Source organism: Pseudoalteromonas sp. PAST1, from assembly GCF_021532515.1.
In the GTDB taxonomy this organism is placed as follows: Bacteria; Pseudomonadota; Gammaproteobacteria; order Enterobacterales; family Alteromonadaceae; genus Pseudoalteromonas; species Pseudoalteromonas simplex.
Genome location: NZ_JAKGBH010000045.1, coordinates 1 through 17,048, shown reverse-complemented (window position 1 = coordinate 17,048; position 17,048 = coordinate 1). Strand labels below are relative to the sequence as shown.

At 42.5% G+C, this 17,048-nt stretch carries 14 protein-coding genes and 1 rRNA gene; 7 read left to right on the top strand and 8 right to left on the bottom strand.

The genetic code is table 11. From position 1 onward, the window contains the following. Window positions 1-50 precede the first annotated feature (50 nt). Window positions 51-269 carry a hypothetical protein gene (locus L1272_RS18000; protein ID WP_235374006.1) on the top strand — a complete coding sequence of 73 codons (219 nt, stop codon included), beginning with the start codon at window positions 51-53 and terminating at the stop codon, window positions 267-269. Between the two features lie 19 nt (window positions 270-288). Here the strand turns inward: L1272_RS18000 and L1272_RS17995 are convergent, their stop codons facing one another. The 3 genes from L1272_RS17995 to L1272_RS17985 form a co-directional block, all read right to left on the bottom strand. Next, complete coding sequence (locus L1272_RS17995) at window positions 289-1,407, bottom strand: alpha/beta hydrolase (RefSeq protein WP_235374013.1); 1,119 nt, start codon at window positions 1,405-1,407, stop codon at window positions 289-291. 156 nt (window positions 1,408-1,563) lie between these two features. Beyond that, window positions 1,564-3,384, bottom strand: a complete 1,821-nt coding sequence (gene glmS / locus L1272_RS17990; protein WP_235374005.1) for a glutamine--fructose-6-phosphate transaminase (isomerizing) — start codon at window positions 3,382-3,384, stop codon at window positions 1,564-1,566. Between the two features lie 95 nt (window positions 3,385-3,479). Then, entirely contained in the window at window positions 3,480-4,250 is a 771-nt protein-coding gene (locus L1272_RS17985; RefSeq protein ID WP_054552250.1) for a DeoR/GlpR family DNA-binding transcription regulator, read from the bottom strand. Between the two features lie 155 nt (window positions 4,251-4,405). On the opposite strand from L1272_RS17985, the gene L1272_RS17980 reads away from it, so the two are divergent. Continuing rightward, complete coding sequence (locus L1272_RS17980; protein ID WP_235374004.1) at window positions 4,406-4,933, top strand: sugar O-acetyltransferase; 528 nt, start codon at window positions 4,406-4,408, stop codon at window positions 4,931-4,933. Between the two features lie 114 nt (window positions 4,934-5,047). Here the strand turns inward: L1272_RS17980 and L1272_RS17975 are convergent, their stop codons facing one another. Genes L1272_RS17975 through L1272_RS17965 form a run of 3 tightly spaced genes read right to left on the bottom strand, consistent with a single transcriptional unit; the run spans window position 5,048 to window position 9,412 of the window. Then, window positions 5,048-7,444 (bottom strand): ABC transporter permease, encoded by a 2,397-nt coding sequence (locus L1272_RS17975; protein ID WP_235374003.1) that lies wholly within the window; start codon window positions 7,442-7,444, stop codon window positions 5,048-5,050. A gap of 1 nt (window position 7,445) precedes the next feature. Continuing rightward, entirely contained in the window at window positions 7,446-8,147 is a 702-nt protein-coding gene (locus tag L1272_RS17970) for an ABC transporter ATP-binding protein (protein WP_054552246.1), read from the bottom strand. Between the two features lie 11 nt (window positions 8,148-8,158). Beyond that, window positions 8,159-9,412 (bottom strand): efflux RND transporter periplasmic adaptor subunit, encoded by a 1,254-nt coding sequence (locus tag L1272_RS17965; protein ID WP_235374002.1) that lies wholly within the window; start codon window positions 9,410-9,412, stop codon window positions 8,159-8,161. Between the two features lie 230 nt (window positions 9,413-9,642). On the opposite strand from L1272_RS17965, the gene L1272_RS17960 reads away from it, so the two are divergent. The 5 genes from L1272_RS17960 to L1272_RS17940 all read left to right on the top strand — a co-directional run bounded on the left by L1272_RS17960 (window position 9,643) and on the right by L1272_RS17940 (window position 15,183). Continuing rightward, window positions 9,643-11,046, top strand: a complete 1,404-nt coding sequence (locus L1272_RS17960) for a sigma-54-dependent transcriptional regulator (RefSeq protein ID WP_235374001.1) — start codon at window positions 9,643-9,645, stop codon at window positions 11,044-11,046. A gap of 3 nt (window positions 11,047-11,049) precedes the next feature. Beyond that, entirely contained in the window at window positions 11,050-12,354 is a 1,305-nt protein-coding gene (locus L1272_RS17955) for a sensor histidine kinase (protein WP_235374000.1), read from the top strand. 85 nt (window positions 12,355-12,439) lie between these two features. Next, on the top strand, window positions 12,440-12,979 hold the full coding sequence (locus L1272_RS17950) for a hypothetical protein (RefSeq protein ID WP_138599150.1): 540 nt from the start codon (window positions 12,440-12,442) through the stop codon (window positions 12,977-12,979). Window positions 12,980-13,097: 118 nt separating this feature from the next. After that, window positions 13,098-14,375 carry a LysM peptidoglycan-binding domain-containing protein gene (locus tag L1272_RS17945; protein WP_235373999.1) on the top strand — a complete coding sequence of 426 codons (1,278 nt, stop codon included), beginning with the start codon at window positions 13,098-13,100 and terminating at the stop codon, window positions 14,373-14,375. A 91-nt stretch (window positions 14,376-14,466) separates the two neighbouring features. Then, a complete protein-coding gene (locus tag L1272_RS17940; RefSeq protein WP_235373998.1) occupies window positions 14,467-15,183 on the top strand; it encodes a hypothetical protein in 717 nt (238 codons plus the stop codon). 396 nt (window positions 15,184-15,579) lie between these two features. Here the strand turns inward: L1272_RS17940 and L1272_RS17935 are convergent, their stop codons facing one another. Beyond that, complete coding sequence (locus L1272_RS17935) at window positions 15,580-16,614, bottom strand: IS110 family transposase (RefSeq protein ID WP_235373997.1); 1,035 nt, start codon at window positions 16,612-16,614, stop codon at window positions 15,580-15,582. Window positions 16,615-16,886: 272 nt separating this feature from the next. Beyond that, window positions 16,887-17,001, bottom strand: a 5S ribosomal RNA gene (gene rrf, locus L1272_RS17930). Between the last annotated feature and the right edge of the window lie 47 nt (window positions 17,002-17,048).

The window sequence follows — 17,048 nt, the reverse complement described above, 5'->3', positions numbered from 1 at the left end:
TCTAGAGAAAATTTGAGCAATCTAAAAATGCCTTAAAAATAATAACAAGAGTGACTGCAAGGTTACTCAAAAAGGATACAGCTCATGTTAGCAGCGCAGCTGAACTACCAAAAGCGATTGATGCCGCCTTTCAATCTGCGGTGATTGCGAAAACTGTGCCGGGCATTACTGTCGCGGTGACTGTGGTTAAAAACGTTAATGGTGATAACAGCGCGGATGTATTTGCGCTTGCCCTACACACCCTAAGCTATTATCACCAAGACCATTGATTTGTTTAAGGCAGCTTAACTATAGCTGCCCTTGTAACCTCGTTTTTGTCTCTTTTAAGTAATCTGGGTAGGGATACGAGTCATCGGCAACAGCGATTGCAGCCTCGATTTGAACTAATGCTTGGCGAGTATTACCTTGCATTTCATAGCCATATGACAAAGCTGATAGTGCATACGCTGATTTAGGGTAGTTTTTAATATTGTACTTAAACACCTCAATAGCCCGCTCAAATTGCTGGTTATCCGTTAAACTGTAACCCAGCAGCCTAACAGCGCGGTCTGGTGGCGCTATTTGCTCGCCCCATTGCTGAGATAAACGTTGATAATAAGCATCAATTGATGAAACATCATCGCCTAGTGCACTCAAAGGCATATGTTTAGATAAAAATAAGCCATGGTACGCATTAAATGCCCCAGCAGCTGAGGTTAGGTTATGCGAAACACCTGCAAAGGCATCGCTCTTAAAGCGCAAATTTTGCACCTTACTATTTTGCACTGTTTGCTGCATATCATCGTATCTTTCGCGCATAATGCCGGCTTCTTCGCCGATATTCATATATACATAGCTGTTAATGCTTTTGGCTTTAGTAACAAAGGTATTTAGACTTTTAGCCGGGGCGCCATAGTTCCACCATACCGCAGGGCTATAAGCAATGTGCGCTTGAAATAACTCAGGGTCAGCCTGCATAGCATAAAGAGCAAATACACCCGCAGCTGAGGCTCCTGCAATAACTCTATAATCATGGGTACGATACTGTTTATTAACCAAAGGCATCAGTTCTTGCTCTACGAAAGCTAAAAACTTTGCTGCACCACCGCCTTCACCAACAGGCCCTTGTGGTTCTTTGTTCACTGTCGGATAAAAATCTCTAAGTCGATTAGTGCTTTCAATCGCAACTACAATCACCTCTGGCGCTTGATCATTTTGTTGTAAGCGCTCTAGCACGGCATTAATCAATGGTAAATTACCAGCCCCATCCAAACGATAAATAACGGGATACTTTTTGTTTGGATGTGTTTGATAGCTTTTAGGTAATTGCACAACGACAGTGCGTTGCTCACTAAGATTACTTGATTCGATAGTATGCGTATGCTGGCTGTAATGTGTAACCGCATCATCTGCAGCTGGTTGAGCCATTACATGACTAGTACAGAGTAAAAAACCACTAATACAGAGTAACTTAAATAGTCGCACGACTTATCCTTAAGAAATATTGGTAATTTTTTAAGCTAACAGAATTGCAAGTACAAAAAAAGGCGCATATTGCGCCTTAATAAAAATAAAACTCTTAACTTACTCAACCGTTACCGATTTTGCTAGGTTTCGAGGTTGGTCTACGTCGGTGCCTTTAATAACCGCAACATAGTATGAAAGCAGCTGTAACGGTATTGTATATACAACTGGAGCAATCACGTCATCTACATGGTTTACGTTGATTACACGCATTGTTTCGTCAGATTCAAACGCTGAGTCTTTGTCTGCGAATACATAGATAATACCGCCACGGGCACGTACTTCTTCTACGTTTGATTTAAGCTTTTCAAGTAGCTCATTGTTTGGTGCCACAACAATGATTGGCATGTCGGCATCAATCAACGCAAGAGGGCCATGCTTAAGCTCACCCGCTGCATATGCTTCGGCATGAATGTATGAAATTTCTTTCAGCTTAAGCGCACCTTCCATCGCGATTGGGTATTGTGAACCACGACCTAAGAACAATGAGTGGTGCTTGTCAGCAAACTCTTCAGCTAAATCTTCAATCCCTTCTGCAAGCAATAATGCTTCTTCTAACTTGTTAGGAAGTGTTTTAATTGCATTCACAATCGCACTCTGATCTAGGCCTTTTTCTTGGGCAATAGATGCCGTTAGCATTAATAAGCCAACAAGCTGTGTGGTGAAGGCTTTAGTTGATGCAACACCAATTTCAGCACCGGCTTTAGTCATAAAGGCTAAATCAGATTCACGTACTAACGATGAACCCGGTACGTTACAAATGGTCATTGACGCCATGTAACCTTGCTGTTTTGCTAGACGAAGTGCAGCAAGCGTATCGGCTGTTTCACCAGACTGTGAAATGGTCACAAGTAAGCTGTTTTCATGTACAAATGATTCGCGGTAACGGAACTCAGAAGCAATCTCAACATTACAGCTCACGCCAGCAAATTGTTCAAGCCAGTAACGAGCAACCATACCTGAGTGGTATGAAGTACCACAGGCAATAATTTGCACGTGTTTTACGTCTTTAAAGATTTGCTGAGCGCTGTCGCCAAAGGCATCAATCGCTACAGTGTCATTAACTAAACGGCCATTAAGGGTGTTACGTACAGCAAGCGGCTGCTCGTAAATTTCTTTCAGCATGTAGTGACGATATTCGCCTTTACCTGATGCATCTTGCGTAATGTTTGATTCAATCACTTCGCGTTCAACTGCATCACCATTTGCATCAAAGATTTCTACACTGTCACGGGTAATACGAGCAACATCACCTTCTTCAAGGTAAATAAACGTACGTGTAACAGGTAATAGAGCAAGTTGGTCAGAGGCAATAAAGTTTTCGCCAAGACCTAAACCAATCACCAGTGGGCTACCTGAGCGCGCTACGATGATTTCGTTGTCGTTCGCTTTATCAAAAACAACCGTACCAAATGCACCTTCAAACTGCTTCACAGCAGCCTGTACTGCAGCTAAAAGCGTATCGTGTTGTTGGCGAAGTTGGTGAATAAGGTGCACCATAACTTCAGTGTCTGTTTCTGATAAAAACTCATAACCGTCGCCTCTAAGCGCATCACGTAGGCTGGCATGATTTTCGATAATACCGTTATGAACAAGGGCAATTTCGCTATTCGAAACATGTGGGTGAGCATTCGCTTCAGTTACGCCACCGTGAGTTGCCCAGCGCGTATGCGCGATACCAGTAGTACCATTAACTGCTGCATCGTTAAGTGCCGCTTCAAGGTTAGCAACCTTACCCACTGCTTTTACAGTGTTAAGCTCAGTACCTTTAAGTAAAGCCACACCAGCTGAGTCATAGCCACGGTATTCAAGGCGTTTAAGGCCTTCAACAAGAATTTTATTTACTGGGCGTTCTGCAATAGCCCCAACGATTCCACACATAGGTTCTCCTTTTGCACATGCCAAAGCGTTCTACTTTGGGCGGTATGTGTTGTCATAAATGATGCGTAATAAGGTGTTGTCGGTCTTATTACGGGTTATTCAATTTCTGCACAGATCAGCTGTACACCACATGCTGTTATCGCCTCGCGCTTATCTGCGCTTAGGTTGTTGTCTGTGATAACAGTGGTAACACGCTGCCAAGGCAGTTCTAAATTCGGTATTCTTCGGCCAATTTTTTCTGACTCAACCAGCACCACTACCTCTCGGGCAGCTTCAGCCATCACTTGGCTAAGCCCCACTAATTCATTGAAGGTTGTAGTGCCTCTATCAATATCAATGCCATCGGCACCAATAAACAGTTGGTCAAAGTCGTAAGAGCGTAGAACATTCTCCGCAACTTGGCCCTGAAACGATTCTGAATGTGGATCCCAAGTTCCGCCGGTCATCAAAAGTGTTGGCTCATTTTCTAATGAAAGCAGCCGGTTAGCGACATTAATAGCATTTGTCATCACCACTAAACCGCGCTTACTAGCAAGCTCAGGGATCATCGCCGCTGTAGTGCGACCGCTATCAATGATGATGCGGTTATGGTCTTTAATAAGCTTTGCAGCCGCCTGTGCGATTGCCATTTTGCGAAGCGAGTCGCTTTTCTCGTTGCTATTTGCAACGATTTCTTGCGGCAATGCAATGGCACCACCATAACGGCGTAGCAACAAGCCACTTTTTTCAAGGGCTGTCAGATCTTTACGTATCGTCACTTCAGAAGTTTGAAACTGCTCTGCTAACGCTTCAACAGCAACTTCACCAAGTTCATTCACTTGGCTTAAGATTGTATGGCGACGTTGTTGAGTGTTTCGTTTTGTCATAAAGTGAATCACATAAGTTTCGTTTCGAAAGTTGTGGAATTTTAAACGAAACAATATAAATGGCAAGTGAATACTCGTTAACCTACACAGCTTTAATTTTGATCTTCATCACCAACACGCTAAGCTATTGGCAAATATAACCATGAATATGCCCCATGAAAGAGTTTAATAGCCTCGATAAGTCCTTACTCGAACAACGAAAAAATGCCCATGAAATTTGCCGTTTATTTGCAAAAAGCCCGAGTAAAGGCAATTTAAAACGACTAAAAGGCATGTTTGCTCACTGTGGAGAGCAGGTTGTTATAGAAGCGGGTTTTCATTGTGATTATGGCAGTGGTATTAAAATAGGTGATCGAACCTTCATAAATATTAACTGTACTATGCTCGATGCACCGCTATCTGATGCGCAAATTACGATAGGCGATGACTGCTTAATAGGCCCTAATGTGCAAATACTCGCGGTATCGCATGCTGTAAACCCAACCGAGCGTTTAGCAAAAGCTAATTTTGCAGCGCCGATTAGCATTGGCAACAATGTATGGATTGGTGCAGGCGCTATTATACTTGCGGGTATTAAAGTTGCTGATAATGCCGTGATTGGCGCAGGGGCAATAGTTACCAAAGATGTCGCGGCAAATACCCTAGTAGCAGGTAACCCCGCGGTGAAGGTCAAAGACATTTAACCCTATATTTACGCTAAAGCACGTCCTACCGTAGGTCGTCATTTATGGCGACTCATTTAAAAAATAAAAAGCCCAGCTGTATTGCTGGGCTTATAGTTGGGAGTTAGTTAACTGTTATTCATATCGTAAGATAAGCGATGGTCTGGTGCTTGCGGCCTTAAAGGCTAAACTTGCAACGGTAACCCAGGTAATAGTGGCTACAGCAACGGCGGCAACTAAATACACCCATACAGCTTGTTCAATGCGGTCATTAAAGTTTGCTAACCAATCATCAACTAACAAGTAAGTCACTGGATACGCAATAGCAATACTTACCGCCACCAGCACTAAGAACTCTTTAGCAATGATATTTACGATACTGATGCGTGATGCACCTAGCACTTTTCGAACGGCCACTTCTTTTTGACGACGCACTGTTGCAAACGAAGCCAAACCAAAGGTACCTAAACAAGTTAAGAACACAGCAAGACCGGTAAAAATTAAAACGACATTCGAAATTCGCTCATCACCTTTTAACAGGGTTTTGTAGTTGTCTGCGAGTAAGTTAATTTTTGGCTCATAGATATTGGCTGAGCTTGCTAATACTTCAGCGATCTGAGCTTTAATGTAAGGCAAGTTTTGCTGATCAATCGTTAAAATTAATTCTGATACAGGTGATAAAAAGTTAAAGCCACATAAGAACATAATATTTGAGTTGGCATCTTTAGCATTACCTACTTTTACATCTTCAACCACACCCACAACACGCATATCTACGCCGCGACCCGAGTCTTTAATTACCTTACCAATAATGTCACTCATTTTAGTGTAACCCGCTTGCCTTGCGACAGATTCAGTCACAATAGTACCCGTACTTGTAACTCCATTTGCACGGCTTGCCCAATCACCAGCAAATTCACGACTAAAGTCACGACCAGCAACCAGTTTTAATCCTAGTGTTTTTACAACATCGTAGCTTGCGCCAACAACAGGCGTTAAGCTGCCAGACGCTTCACCATTTGGCCACGTTGGCATAAGTGTATTATTGATTGAAACGGTTAAACGGGTATCAATAACTGTTGTTTGCTGTACGCCTTGAATTGCACTAATACGGTTAACTAAGGCATTTTTTTCTTTTGTGAATACTTCGCCTACAGGTAGCTCTGAAATAACCAATCTTTGTGTTGTTTCATAGCCTAAAGGTAAGCTTTGTAAGTAAGTTAATTGCTTTAACAAGGTAATAGAGGCAATGATTAAACCTATTGCTAGTGAAGCCTGTAAGGTTAGTAAGCTCTTACGAACCCATATTGCAGTATTACCTCGTTGTAAGTCTCCACTTAAAACGCGTTTTGCACTGAATGACGAAATAAAGAATGCAGGATAAAGCCCAGCTAATATGCCCACAGCAATTGCGACCACAATAATTGCAATGCCAAATTCAGAGGCATAATTCACGACCAATTCGCGATCTACTAGTTGATTAAAGCTTGGTAAAAGTAGCTCCACTAAAGCACAAGCAATCACCATTGAAAGTATTGATACCAACACAGATTCAGATAAAAACTGCGTTACTAACTGGCCTTTACTTGCGCCAAGCGCTTTACGCACACCCACTTCTTTTGCACGTTTCGTCGATTGAGCGACGGTCATATTAATAAAGTTAAAACCTGCAATAAGAATAAGTAACACGCTTAAACCAACACAGATCATCACCACTTGTTTAGCACCACCTGCTTTCATCTCAAACGGTGATTTTGCAGTTAGGTGCAAATCAAGTAATGGATGCAGCTCTAAACTAACTTGCTCCAGCATCGAGTTGCTAAAAAAGCGCTCAGTTAAGGTTTTAGCTAATGCATCGGTATCGGTGCCCTCTGCTACACGCATATAAACATAACTACTGTTGATGTCTATTTTGCTTGGATCATGCTTAACATAAACAAGGTTTTTAAAGGCAAAGTGAGTGTTGTCTTTTAAGTCCGCAAACACGGCACGCACCGTGTACTGTCCTTGTTCATGCGTTAGTGTTTCGCCAATCACATCGGTGCGATCAAAAATGCGCAGTGCTTCTGATTCACTTAAAGCGAGGCTGTCTGGTGTACTCATTGCTGTTGTTAAGTCACCCGCCAGCGTTTTCAGAGCAATAAAGTTTTCAATATTTGCTGTAGCACCATATAAGGCATTTAACTTATAGCCTTGGTTGCGGTAACTCACATCAACCATGGCTTCACGAGTCAACTCGACCATAGTTAATCCGAACACTTCTTCAACTTGGCTGTAATCTTCAGCCTGCTTTGACTGCACATAATTAAAAATAGGCACCACAGCTAAACCAAGTTTTGAGAAGTCCTGGCCAACGCGATAAACACGCTCAGCATGAGGCTGTTGGCTATCGTACGAAAGCTCATTTTTTGCAAACAAAGCAACTAAAATTGCCGCAGCTAAGCCCACACTCAAACCCAGAACATTTAAAATAAAGTGCTGTTTTTGGTTTTTAAACGCACGCAGCGCCGTGATCAAATAACTTAAAATCATGTTATGCCACCTCTGCTGTTTGTTGAACACGGTTAGCTTTATCAACCATCACTTGGCCATCAAGTAAGCGCACTAAACGGTCAGCATAATTGCCTTCTTTTTCTGAGTGAGTAACCACAATTACCGTGGTACCTTCGCGATTTAGCTCACGCAGCATCGCCATGACTTCATCACCATTTTTTGAATCAAGGTTACCCGTAGGCTCATCCGCTAAGATAAGTTTTGGATTAATCACAAGAGCTCGGGCTACCGCTACACGTTGCTGCTGACCGCCCGATAGCTGTTGCGGTAAGTGATCTGCTCTATGGTCGATTGCAACACGTTTTAAAATTTCTTCTACTCGCTGTTTACGTTCACTTTTTGAGATATTTTGATACTGTAATGGCAGCTCAACGTTTTCAAATACTGTTAATTCATCAATTAAGTTAAAGCTTTGGAAAACAAAACCAATCGACGCTTTTCTAAGTGCCGCTAATTGTTTTTCACCAAACCCTGCGATGTCTTCACCTAAAAACTCAAAACTGCCTGCCGATGGCGAATCCAACATACCTAAAATAGAGAGTAATGTTGATTTACCACAGCCAGATGGCCCCATAATGGCAAGAAACTCGCCTTCGTTTACATGTAAGTTAATGTTGTTAAGCGCTGTTGTTTCAACATCTTGAGTACGGAACACGCGTGATAAGTTAGTTAATTTAATCATTATTTTTATCCTTAAAATTGTAGTTGTTGTGCTTTATCAAAGTTGCTGTAGCTAGAGGTGATCACGCGATCTCCGGCGCTTAGGCCACTTAACACTTCATAATAGTTTTGATTCTTTTTGCCAAGACGAATGTCTTTTCGTACTGCACGATTGCCATCTTTTTCCATGACATAAACCCAGTTACCTCCTGAGCTGGTAAAAAATGCGCCGCGTTCAAGTAATAAGGCAGTGCCTTTGCTATCACCTAGCATCAGCTGTACATCAAGGCTTTGCCCACGTTTTATATTGCTCGTGCCATTGGGTAAATCGACTTCAACCTGAAACTGTGATTGCTGAACACGACTATCAATTTTGCTAACCGTCGCCGCAATTTCGCCTTGTTCATGTTCAATAAGCACTTGCATACCTGTTTGAACTTGGCTTAGGTAAAACTCATCTAGTCGCACAACTAGCTTGTATTCATTAGGAATATCAATCTGCCCTAGGCGAGCACCACGGCCTTTTGATTCACCAATTTCCACATCAAGCTCACTTAAATAACCATCGGCAGGTGCTGTTACGAGTAAGTTTTCAAGGTTCTTACGCGCAAACTGTAGGTTTTTCTCTAACATGTCGGTACTGTCTTTTAGCTGGGCTACCTGAACTTCACGAATGCTGTTTTCTTGCTTTTGGCGCTCAAGGGTTAGTTCTTTACGCGCTTTGTAATACGCTAAGTCTTCTTGAATTTCAGATAATTGCTCTTGAGCTAACACACCTGTTTTCACTAGCGGCTGAGTCTGTTTTAAGCGACGCGATAAATGCGTAATTTTAAGATCGATTTCAAGCAAATCACGGCGTAAGTTTAAACGGCTGGTTTCCATATTCATTTGCGTGTTACGTAAAAAGTTAAGCTGCTCAGTCACCTGTGCTTCACGGCTCATTACATCAAGCTGCAAATTGGTATTGCTTAAACGCACAAGTGGTTGGCCTTTTTTAACAAATTCACCCTGCTCAACAAGTCGCTCTTCAACTTGGCCTCCGGCAATGGTGTCGAGGTAAATAGTAGTGCGAGGCATAACCTGACCACGAAGACTTAAAGCATCAACAAATTCACCTTGTTGTACTGTGCTAATCGTTAAGCTTGTCGCGGTTACTTGCTGACTACGACCTGTTTGCTCAGTTTGCGTGAAACCATAAGCTGCAGCCGCAACAGCTAAGCATGCAGCTGCAATGATTGATTTCTTAAAAAATGCTTTGTTATTTGAGCGTGTAATTTTCTTATCCATGTTGACGCCTTTAAGTTATCTAGGTGCTAATTACCTATAGATAAAACAACTCTTGTGCCAACTTTTATTTTTATTAAATTACAATAACTTATATAAAAACAAATAAACAGGCATATAATCAAGTGTCCGCTTATAGAACACTTCAAAACCCATATATCGTCCATAAATGGACACTGTTACTATTTTCAATTAGTCTTAGTGTTCCCATAAAGGAATAATAATAAATAGCTATGAAACAAGCAGGATCAATTCTTATTGTCGATGATAACCCCGACGTACTTATCGCCGCACGATTACTTTTAAAGCAGCATTATCAGGTTGTAAAAACCACAGATAACCCCTTTGATATCGAAGCTATCATTAACGCACAGCATGAGGCGGATCAGGCCATAGATGTTGTGTTACTCGATATGAACTTCACGCAAGACTCAATTAGTGGCAAAGAAGGATTCTACTGGCTAAAAAAGATCATGAGCCAAGACGCTAATATTGCGGTACTGCTTATGACGGCCTACAGCGATATACAGCTAGCTGTCGAAGCAATTAAGGCCGGTGCCTCTGACTTTATTGCCAAACCTTGGCAAAATGAGCAATTACTCGGTGCTGTTGCAGCGGCATTTTCACACGCTAAAGACAAGCAGCAAGTTGGTAAGCTCACAAAACAAAAGCAGGCCTTGCAGCAGTCAATCGGCAATCAACCATTTGAGTTTTTAGGCCAAAGTGATGCCATGCAGCAGGTTTTTTCGGTTATCGACAAAGCAGCCAACACAGATGCCAACATATTGATTAGTGGCGAAAGTGGCACAGGTAAAGAACTCACTGCCCATGCAATCCACAATGCAAGCCAGCGCCAAAACCAGCCTTTCATTAGTCTAGATATGGGCTCACTGGCCGAAAGCCTGTTTGAAAGCGAACTATTTGGCCATAAAAAAGGGGCGTTTACTGGCGCGAAGGAAGATCGCATCGGCCGATTTGAGCTTGCTCATGGTGGGAGTTTATTTTTAGACGAGCTAGGTAATTTACCGCTTAACCAACAAGTTAAACTGCTCGCAGCACTACAAAACAGGCAAATAACACCGGTTGGTGGTTCAAAAGTTATCGATATTGATATTCGTTTGATCTGTGCAACGAATGAAAACCTCGAACAAGCAGTTACTGAAGGCAAGTTTAGGCAAGACTTACTGTACCGTGTTAACACCGTAGAGATCCGTTTGCCAGCTCTGCGTGAGCGCAGTGAAGACATTCCATTACTGTGTAACTACTACTTGCAGCACTTTGCACATAAATACAAACGTGAGCTCTCGATTGCGGCATCTGATATGACACGTTTAAGTCAGTATCATTGGCCAGGCAATGTCCGTGAACTTGCCCATGCAATTGAGCGAGCAGTCATCCTCTCAGAAGGCTCAGAGCTCGATATAAGCTCAGTGATAAGCTCACCAAATGCTGCTGTTAGTACAAGTGAGCTCTCTTCAAACGCCACTGACTACGACACTTTTGATCTCGAAATCATCGAGCAGAGAACCGTTCGTGCAGCTTTAAAGCATTTTCAAGGGAACGTGAGTCATGCAGCAAAAGCGCTCGGCCTAACACGCGGAGCCATGTATCGTCGTTTAGAAAAATACGGACTTTAATCTATGCGAAATTTTATTAGCTTAGCCGGCCTATTAGCTGCGCTAATTGGTTTATCAATTGCTTTGTTTTGGCAAGTAGAGCAAAGCGGGTTTTCTGCAATTTCGGCACTTTTAGTTATTTTAAATTTGGTATGTGCTGCGCAAATTTTTAATTTATTTAAACGCCAAACAAGACGTGCAGATATGGTGTTTCGCGCTTTAGCGAATGGAGACAGCACATTAGGCTTTGGCGACCAACACCCTATGCAGCAGCAATTTGAGCAGGTTAAACAGCAAATTCAGGCTGCGCGTTTTAATGCAGAGCAACAAGCCCAGTTCTTACAAGCACTATTAATTCATATCGATTTAGCAGTATTAGTATGTGACGAACAAGGCACTATTATTGAAAGCAATCCGGCGGTCAGCCGTTTACTTGGACAAGCTGTAAAGCACATCGATGATCTAGGTGTAATAGCAAACCTAGTCAAAGACGCAAAACAAAATAGCCGTAATACCGTGCCATGGCAAAATGGTGAGCAGCACGATACCCTATCTGTGCAAATCAGTATTGCCGAAATCCAAGGTAAAGTTCGTAAAGTGATCAGTTTGCAATCGATTCATGATCAGCTGCAATTAAAAGAGCAACAAGCTTATAAGCGCCTCACCAAAGTACTAACCCATGAAATTGCTAATTCGATTACGCCACTCTCTTCTTTAGCACAAACTTGTACGGCACTGCTGCCAAATGAGCTTAGTTTTGATGATCAGGAAGATAAACAAGACTTACAACTCGCCCTAACAACACTCGCATCACGAACCGAGCATTTAGGGGAATTTATAGCGCAATTTAAAAAGGTTAGTAGCTTACCCGCCCCACACTTACAGCCACATATTCTGGCAGATCTTGCCAAGCAAGTTGTCGCTCTGCACTCACAACAAGCTAAGCAACTTAATATTACGTTGAATTTATCGGTGCAAAGCCAACAGTTAGTAATGATAGATAGAGGCCAAGTTGAACAAGTAATAATAAACCTGCTTACCAATGCCCTTGATGTCCTTAAGCAGTTAAATACTTCAAAGTCAGCAAAGTGCATTGAGGTAAGCATTGCACAAAATGCTAATCAGCAACTGTATTTAGAGGTCAGCGACAATGGTACAGGTATCAGCGATCATGTAATTGAGATGATTTTTGTGCCATTTTTTACCACCAAGCAACAAGGCTCAGGAATAGGCTTAAGTTTATCGCGCCAGATCATGCTCAATCATGGCGGCGATTTGGTATATATCAAACGCCAGCAAGGAGCCTGCTTTCGCTGCGTGTTCGGCTAACTTACATAGTTAGAACACTTACTTACATTTTGCTAAGGCGCTATTTGGTATCATGTACCCATTAACGTTTAATGGATTAACCAATATGAAGTATCTCGCCTTAGCACTGTTTTCTTCACTTGCCTTCATTCCTGCTACAAGCTTTGCTGGTATTTATGACAGCCCTAATATGAACCTGTTTGTTAAATCAGAGCATAATAGTACTGATTCAATCACCTCAGCCGGCATCGAAGTTATGGCTAAAAATAACTACAGTAATTTCGGCGCAGCATTTACAACGGCATTAGGCTCAGCAGAAGTATTTACTAAAAAAGGTGATCGGGAGACATTTCTCACCTTAGATAGCGGCATCAAATTTGGTTATTTCAGCGACTTTTTTGTCTATGGCGAAGTGGGCTTAGATTTAATTGAGCTTGCTGTATACGACGACCGCGATGACCACGACTACAGAGACCGCTATGATGACGACCACAATAATATTGATGGCTATGTTGGTGTAGGTATGGGCGTGGACTCAAAGCCATTCAGAATAGAGATCTATGCCAGAGCCCGAGAAATAGACAGCCGCTATTGGGAAGCGCAAAACCATGGTTATGCTGGGTTACAAGTTAGTATTTCGTTTTAAATTCAATTGGGTGAGTAAGTTAGCGAGCTGTTAATCTAATGGTCATTTTTAGCTCACCCTATGTTAAGCTTAGGCGCTTTAGTTTACCCGCACCTAAGTTAACGGAGTATTTTAATACGTGTTTTTAAATCGATTTTTAGGCCTTGTTGTTGTTTCTCTTATTGTAACAGGCTGTCAGACTGCCCCTGAGTCACTTCCCGAAAAGAAGCCTACCATCAAAGCCAATCCAGGTACTGTGGTTGCTGAAGCTAAAACAGCACAAGTAGACGCGGTGACACCGCTCAAACCAAGTGAACTAGATGACGTATGGCAGCGTATTCGCATTCAACTGCAGTTTAGCGATTCAAGTCATCCAGATGTGCAAAAGCGCATTGCTTGGTACCTTACTCATCCAAATTACATGGAAGAAATAAGCCGCCGTGCAGCGCCGTATTTGTATCATATCGTCACAGAAGTAGAAAACCGTGACTTACCAATAGAACTCGCTCTAATGCCGCTTATAGAGAGCGATTTTGATGCCAGTGCCTATTCGCACAAACATGCATCGGGTTTATGGCAACTCACCCCGTCAATCGCCAAATACTTCAAAGTAAAAATTACCCCTTGGTATGATGGTCGCCAAGATGTGATCGACAGCACCCGCGCAGCTTTGGATTTTATGGAATACCTTTATAAACGCTTTGATGGCGATTGGTATCACGCTATTGCTGCCTACAATATTGGTGAAGGGCGTGTATTACAGGCAATTGCTCGTAACAAAAAACAAGGAAAGTCGACGGACTTCTTTAGCTTAAAGCTACCATCGCAAACCAAACAATACGTGCCTAAGTTACTAGCCGCAGCACAATTATTAAAGCACCAAAAAATGATATTCCCTGCCATTAAGAATGAGCAGGCTATTGCGACCTTACCAGTAACTGGTGCCGTGATCTTGGCAGACAAAGCGAAATGGCAAGAGCTAGAAGAGCTGAACCATGGCGTTATCCGATACCCAGCAGTGATTGATGCGCCACATATTGTGGTCCCAAAAGATCAGCAAGCAAGTTATCAAACTCTATTAGCTAACCAAAAAAGCAATGATTATAGCCAGTGGCAACATTACACAGTTAAACGCGGTGATAGCTTAAGTGTGATTGCAAAGAACTATAAAGTAACAGTTAGCCAGCTGAAAACCTTCAATAACCTAAAAACAAACACCATTCGTATTGGTCAAAAACTGATATTGCCGCAATTGGCTGATCAACAAATCGAGTATAAGGTGAAATCTGGCGACAGCCTTTGGAAGATTGCAAAGCAATACAAAGTCAGTATCACTAAACTCAAACAATGGAATAACCTTTCAAGAGATAGCTTAAGAGTGGGTGAAAAGCTCACCGTGTTTATCTCAAATAGTTAATATCAAATCAGGGAGTTTTACTCCCTGTCTCTTTTATCTATCCAATTAAAGTTGTATCTTTGTTAGTCTATAAAAACAACAACTAAAAATTATGGATAATCAGCAACAGGACGCAAGCTGTTCAACCGTTAAATCAGAGCTAGACACTAATGTTGAAGAGCAAACAAAGACCACCCAGCAAAACACTCAACCAGCCAGCAACCAGCGCAAGGCATGGTTTACCAACGAGCGGCTAAACCTATTTCTCGCACTCTGTGCCATTATTATCTCCGCAGCCTCCTTTTATGCCACTTACTTGCAAGCCAACGCCGCAGAACGACAAGTAAAAGCCGCAACCTGGCCATGGCTCGAAGTGATGACGGGGAATTTTAATGAAGAAAAAAATCAATCTGAAATCACCTTTGTACTCACTAATTCAGGCTCAGGACCTGCGATAGTAAAGTATGTGAAGTATCATTATAACGACCAATCATATTTAGATATCTATAAAGTAATTTCTGCATGCTGTTTTGATACACAAGCATATGAAACACAGCTACAAACTCTGCAAGATAATTCTCCCGATATAAATATTTTCGAAGCATTTGGCTGGATTATGACGAGTGCTAGTGATAACCGGTTGCTGGCATCTGGCAGCAAACTTAAACTTTTTGGTTTCAAGCAAACGGGATTTAATGAAACTCAATGGGACAAAGTAAATGACCAACGCTTTAATATCAAAACAGAGATCTGCTACTGCTCGTTGCTAGAACAATGCTACCTAAGCGATGGCCGCGGCGATGTGAAAGAAATACAGCAGTGTGAGTGACACCGAGCTATCAGCTTTAAGCCGTCAGCGTTCAGCCGCGCGGTGGGGTTGTAATGTGCAGCGTCTTCCTCTGCCGGAGGCTCTAGGCAAAATGTACTCGTAGGAATGGCTTTAGCCATGAATGTGTTTGTTCTGGTCTGAATTCGGCACTGAAGTGCCTTATATGGACTCCTCCTATTGCACAATACCCTTCGTTAATTTTGTCAGACTGCGTGCTTATATGCGGGCTCATAATGAGGAGCTACCTCGGCCCTTTGATGTATTCGCGCCCTTGTGCCTCTTCTCCTACTCGGTGTTTTAACACGCCAGGCACTTTACAGGCTATCAAGGGTGGGTCTAACCGCTTAACGCAGGTTCTTGGTCAATACTGTTGTTTCTGTTATTGAAGGCTAAATATTAATTGGCTAGTAAACTGGGTTCATAACTCGTGCCCTTTTTCAGCATGGCATACGCTGTCCTAACTGTTTTATTTGCTAATGCAATGGCGGCACACTTCACACCTCGTCTTTCAACTAATGCTTTGAGCCATTGTTCTTTTTTCGTTTTTGGCTCTCGATGCTTTAGCTGACTGATGACCGCTCTGGCTCCCAGAAACAAGTGGCTGCGTAATGTTATCTCGCCACGGTATTTGGCTATATGACCTATTCGCACTTTTCCACCACTTGAGTGTTGGCGAGGGGTGACACCAACATTGGCTGCCGCATTGCGTCCGCTCGTAAAATGGGTTGTGTCACTTAAGCTTATTAATAAACCAACCGCTGTGATAGGCCCGACACCCTCAAGTGCCAGTAAGCGTTCACATTGCTCATCTTGTTTTACCAAACCTGTCAGTAACTCATTTAATGTTTCTTTTAATGTTGATTGCGCTTTAAATAATTCATAGCACTGAGCTAGACACTGCCTTAAACCAGCGGTTAACCCATTATCGCTATCTTCTAAAATCTCAGGAATAGCTTGCCTAAACGCGCATTCTGATTGCTTGATTACAATCCCAAATTCAAGTAATAAGCCTCTGATTTGATTAGCCAGCTGTCGTTTCTGCTTTTCAGCTAAGGCGCGCATTCGCTCTATTGACTGTAAGCTTTGCTGTGCTTGTGTCAGTGATTTACACGGGCGAACATTAGGCGAGAAAGAAGCGGCAGCTATTGCAATTACATCATTTGCATCCGTTTTCTGGCCAACTCTGAATGCTTTGACAAATCGAGGGTCTAGAATCACGACTTCATGACCAACACTACGCGCTTTGCGTGCCCAATAATGAGCACCGCCACACGATTCCATAACAACTTTACAACGAGGAGAGGTGGTGAGTATCGACAGTAGCTCTTTCCTGCTCACCGCTTTATTACTTTGTAGGTTTTGATGAAGAAACTTACCGACTTGAAAAACATTTTTTGCCAAGTCGATACTAATTAGGTTAAATTTTGACATGTATGGATTCCTTATTGGTAAAAGTAATTGTCCAATCTCTTTATACCGTACTCACCCTGTTTGGGGGAGGAGTCCATACATCTCCTACGGGGTTGTTGCTGAGGGTGACTCTGTACTAAACAACACCACAGTTCAACTTTACCCTTGCTAACTTGCAACTCGCTAACTCGTTGGGTTTCGCTGCGCTCTACCCAACCTACCTGGCTGAAAGCTGACAGCTCCCAGACGCAAAAAAGCCCGACTCTTTCGAATCGGGCTTTCTCTTATTTGGAGCCTGGCGATGTCCTACTTTCACATGGCAAATGCCACACTATCATCGGCGCTGTTTCGTTTCACTACTGAGTTCGGCATGGGGTCAGGTGGGTCCAAAACGCTATTGTCACCAAGCAAATTTGGTTTAATTCGCTCTTTTGAGCAAATTAATAAATCTGGAA

Excerpts from the sequence above, each read along its gene's own strand:
- L1272_RS17995 (WP_235374013.1), bottom strand. The coding sequence starts at position 1,407 with ATGGCTCAACCAGCTGCAGATGATGCGGTTACACATTACAGCCAGCAT.
- glmS (WP_235374005.1), bottom strand. The coding sequence starts at position 3,384 with ATGTGTGGAATCGTTGGGGCTATTGCAGAACGCCCAGTAAATAAAATT.
- L1272_RS17985 (WP_054552250.1), bottom strand. The coding sequence starts at position 4,250 with ATGACAAAACGAAACACTCAACAACGTCGCCATACAATCTTAAGCCAA.
- L1272_RS17980 (WP_235374004.1), top strand. The coding sequence starts at position 4,406 with ATGAAAGAGTTTAATAGCCTCGATAAGTCCTTACTCGAACAACGAAAA.
- L1272_RS17975 (WP_235374003.1), bottom strand. The coding sequence starts at position 7,444 with ATGATTTTAAGTTATTTGATCACGGCGCTGCGTGCGTTTAAAAACCAA.
- L1272_RS17970 (WP_054552246.1), bottom strand. The coding sequence starts at position 8,147 with ATGATTAAATTAACTAACTTATCACGCGTGTTCCGTACTCAAGATGTT.
- L1272_RS17965 (WP_235374002.1), bottom strand. The coding sequence starts at position 9,412 with ATGGATAAGAAAATTACACGCTCAAATAACAAAGCATTTTTTAAGAAA.
- L1272_RS17960 (WP_235374001.1), top strand. The coding sequence starts at position 9,643 with ATGAAACAAGCAGGATCAATTCTTATTGTCGATGATAACCCCGACGTA.
- L1272_RS17955 (WP_235374000.1), top strand. The coding sequence starts at position 11,050 with ATGCGAAATTTTATTAGCTTAGCCGGCCTATTAGCTGCGCTAATTGGT.
- L1272_RS17950 (WP_138599150.1), top strand. The coding sequence starts at position 12,440 with ATGAAGTATCTCGCCTTAGCACTGTTTTCTTCACTTGCCTTCATTCCT.
- L1272_RS17940 (WP_235373998.1), top strand. The coding sequence starts at position 14,467 with ATGGATAATCAGCAACAGGACGCAAGCTGTTCAACCGTTAAATCAGAG.
- L1272_RS17935 (WP_235373997.1), bottom strand. The coding sequence starts at position 16,614 with ATGTCAAAATTTAACCTAATTAGTATCGACTTGGCAAAAAATGTTTTT.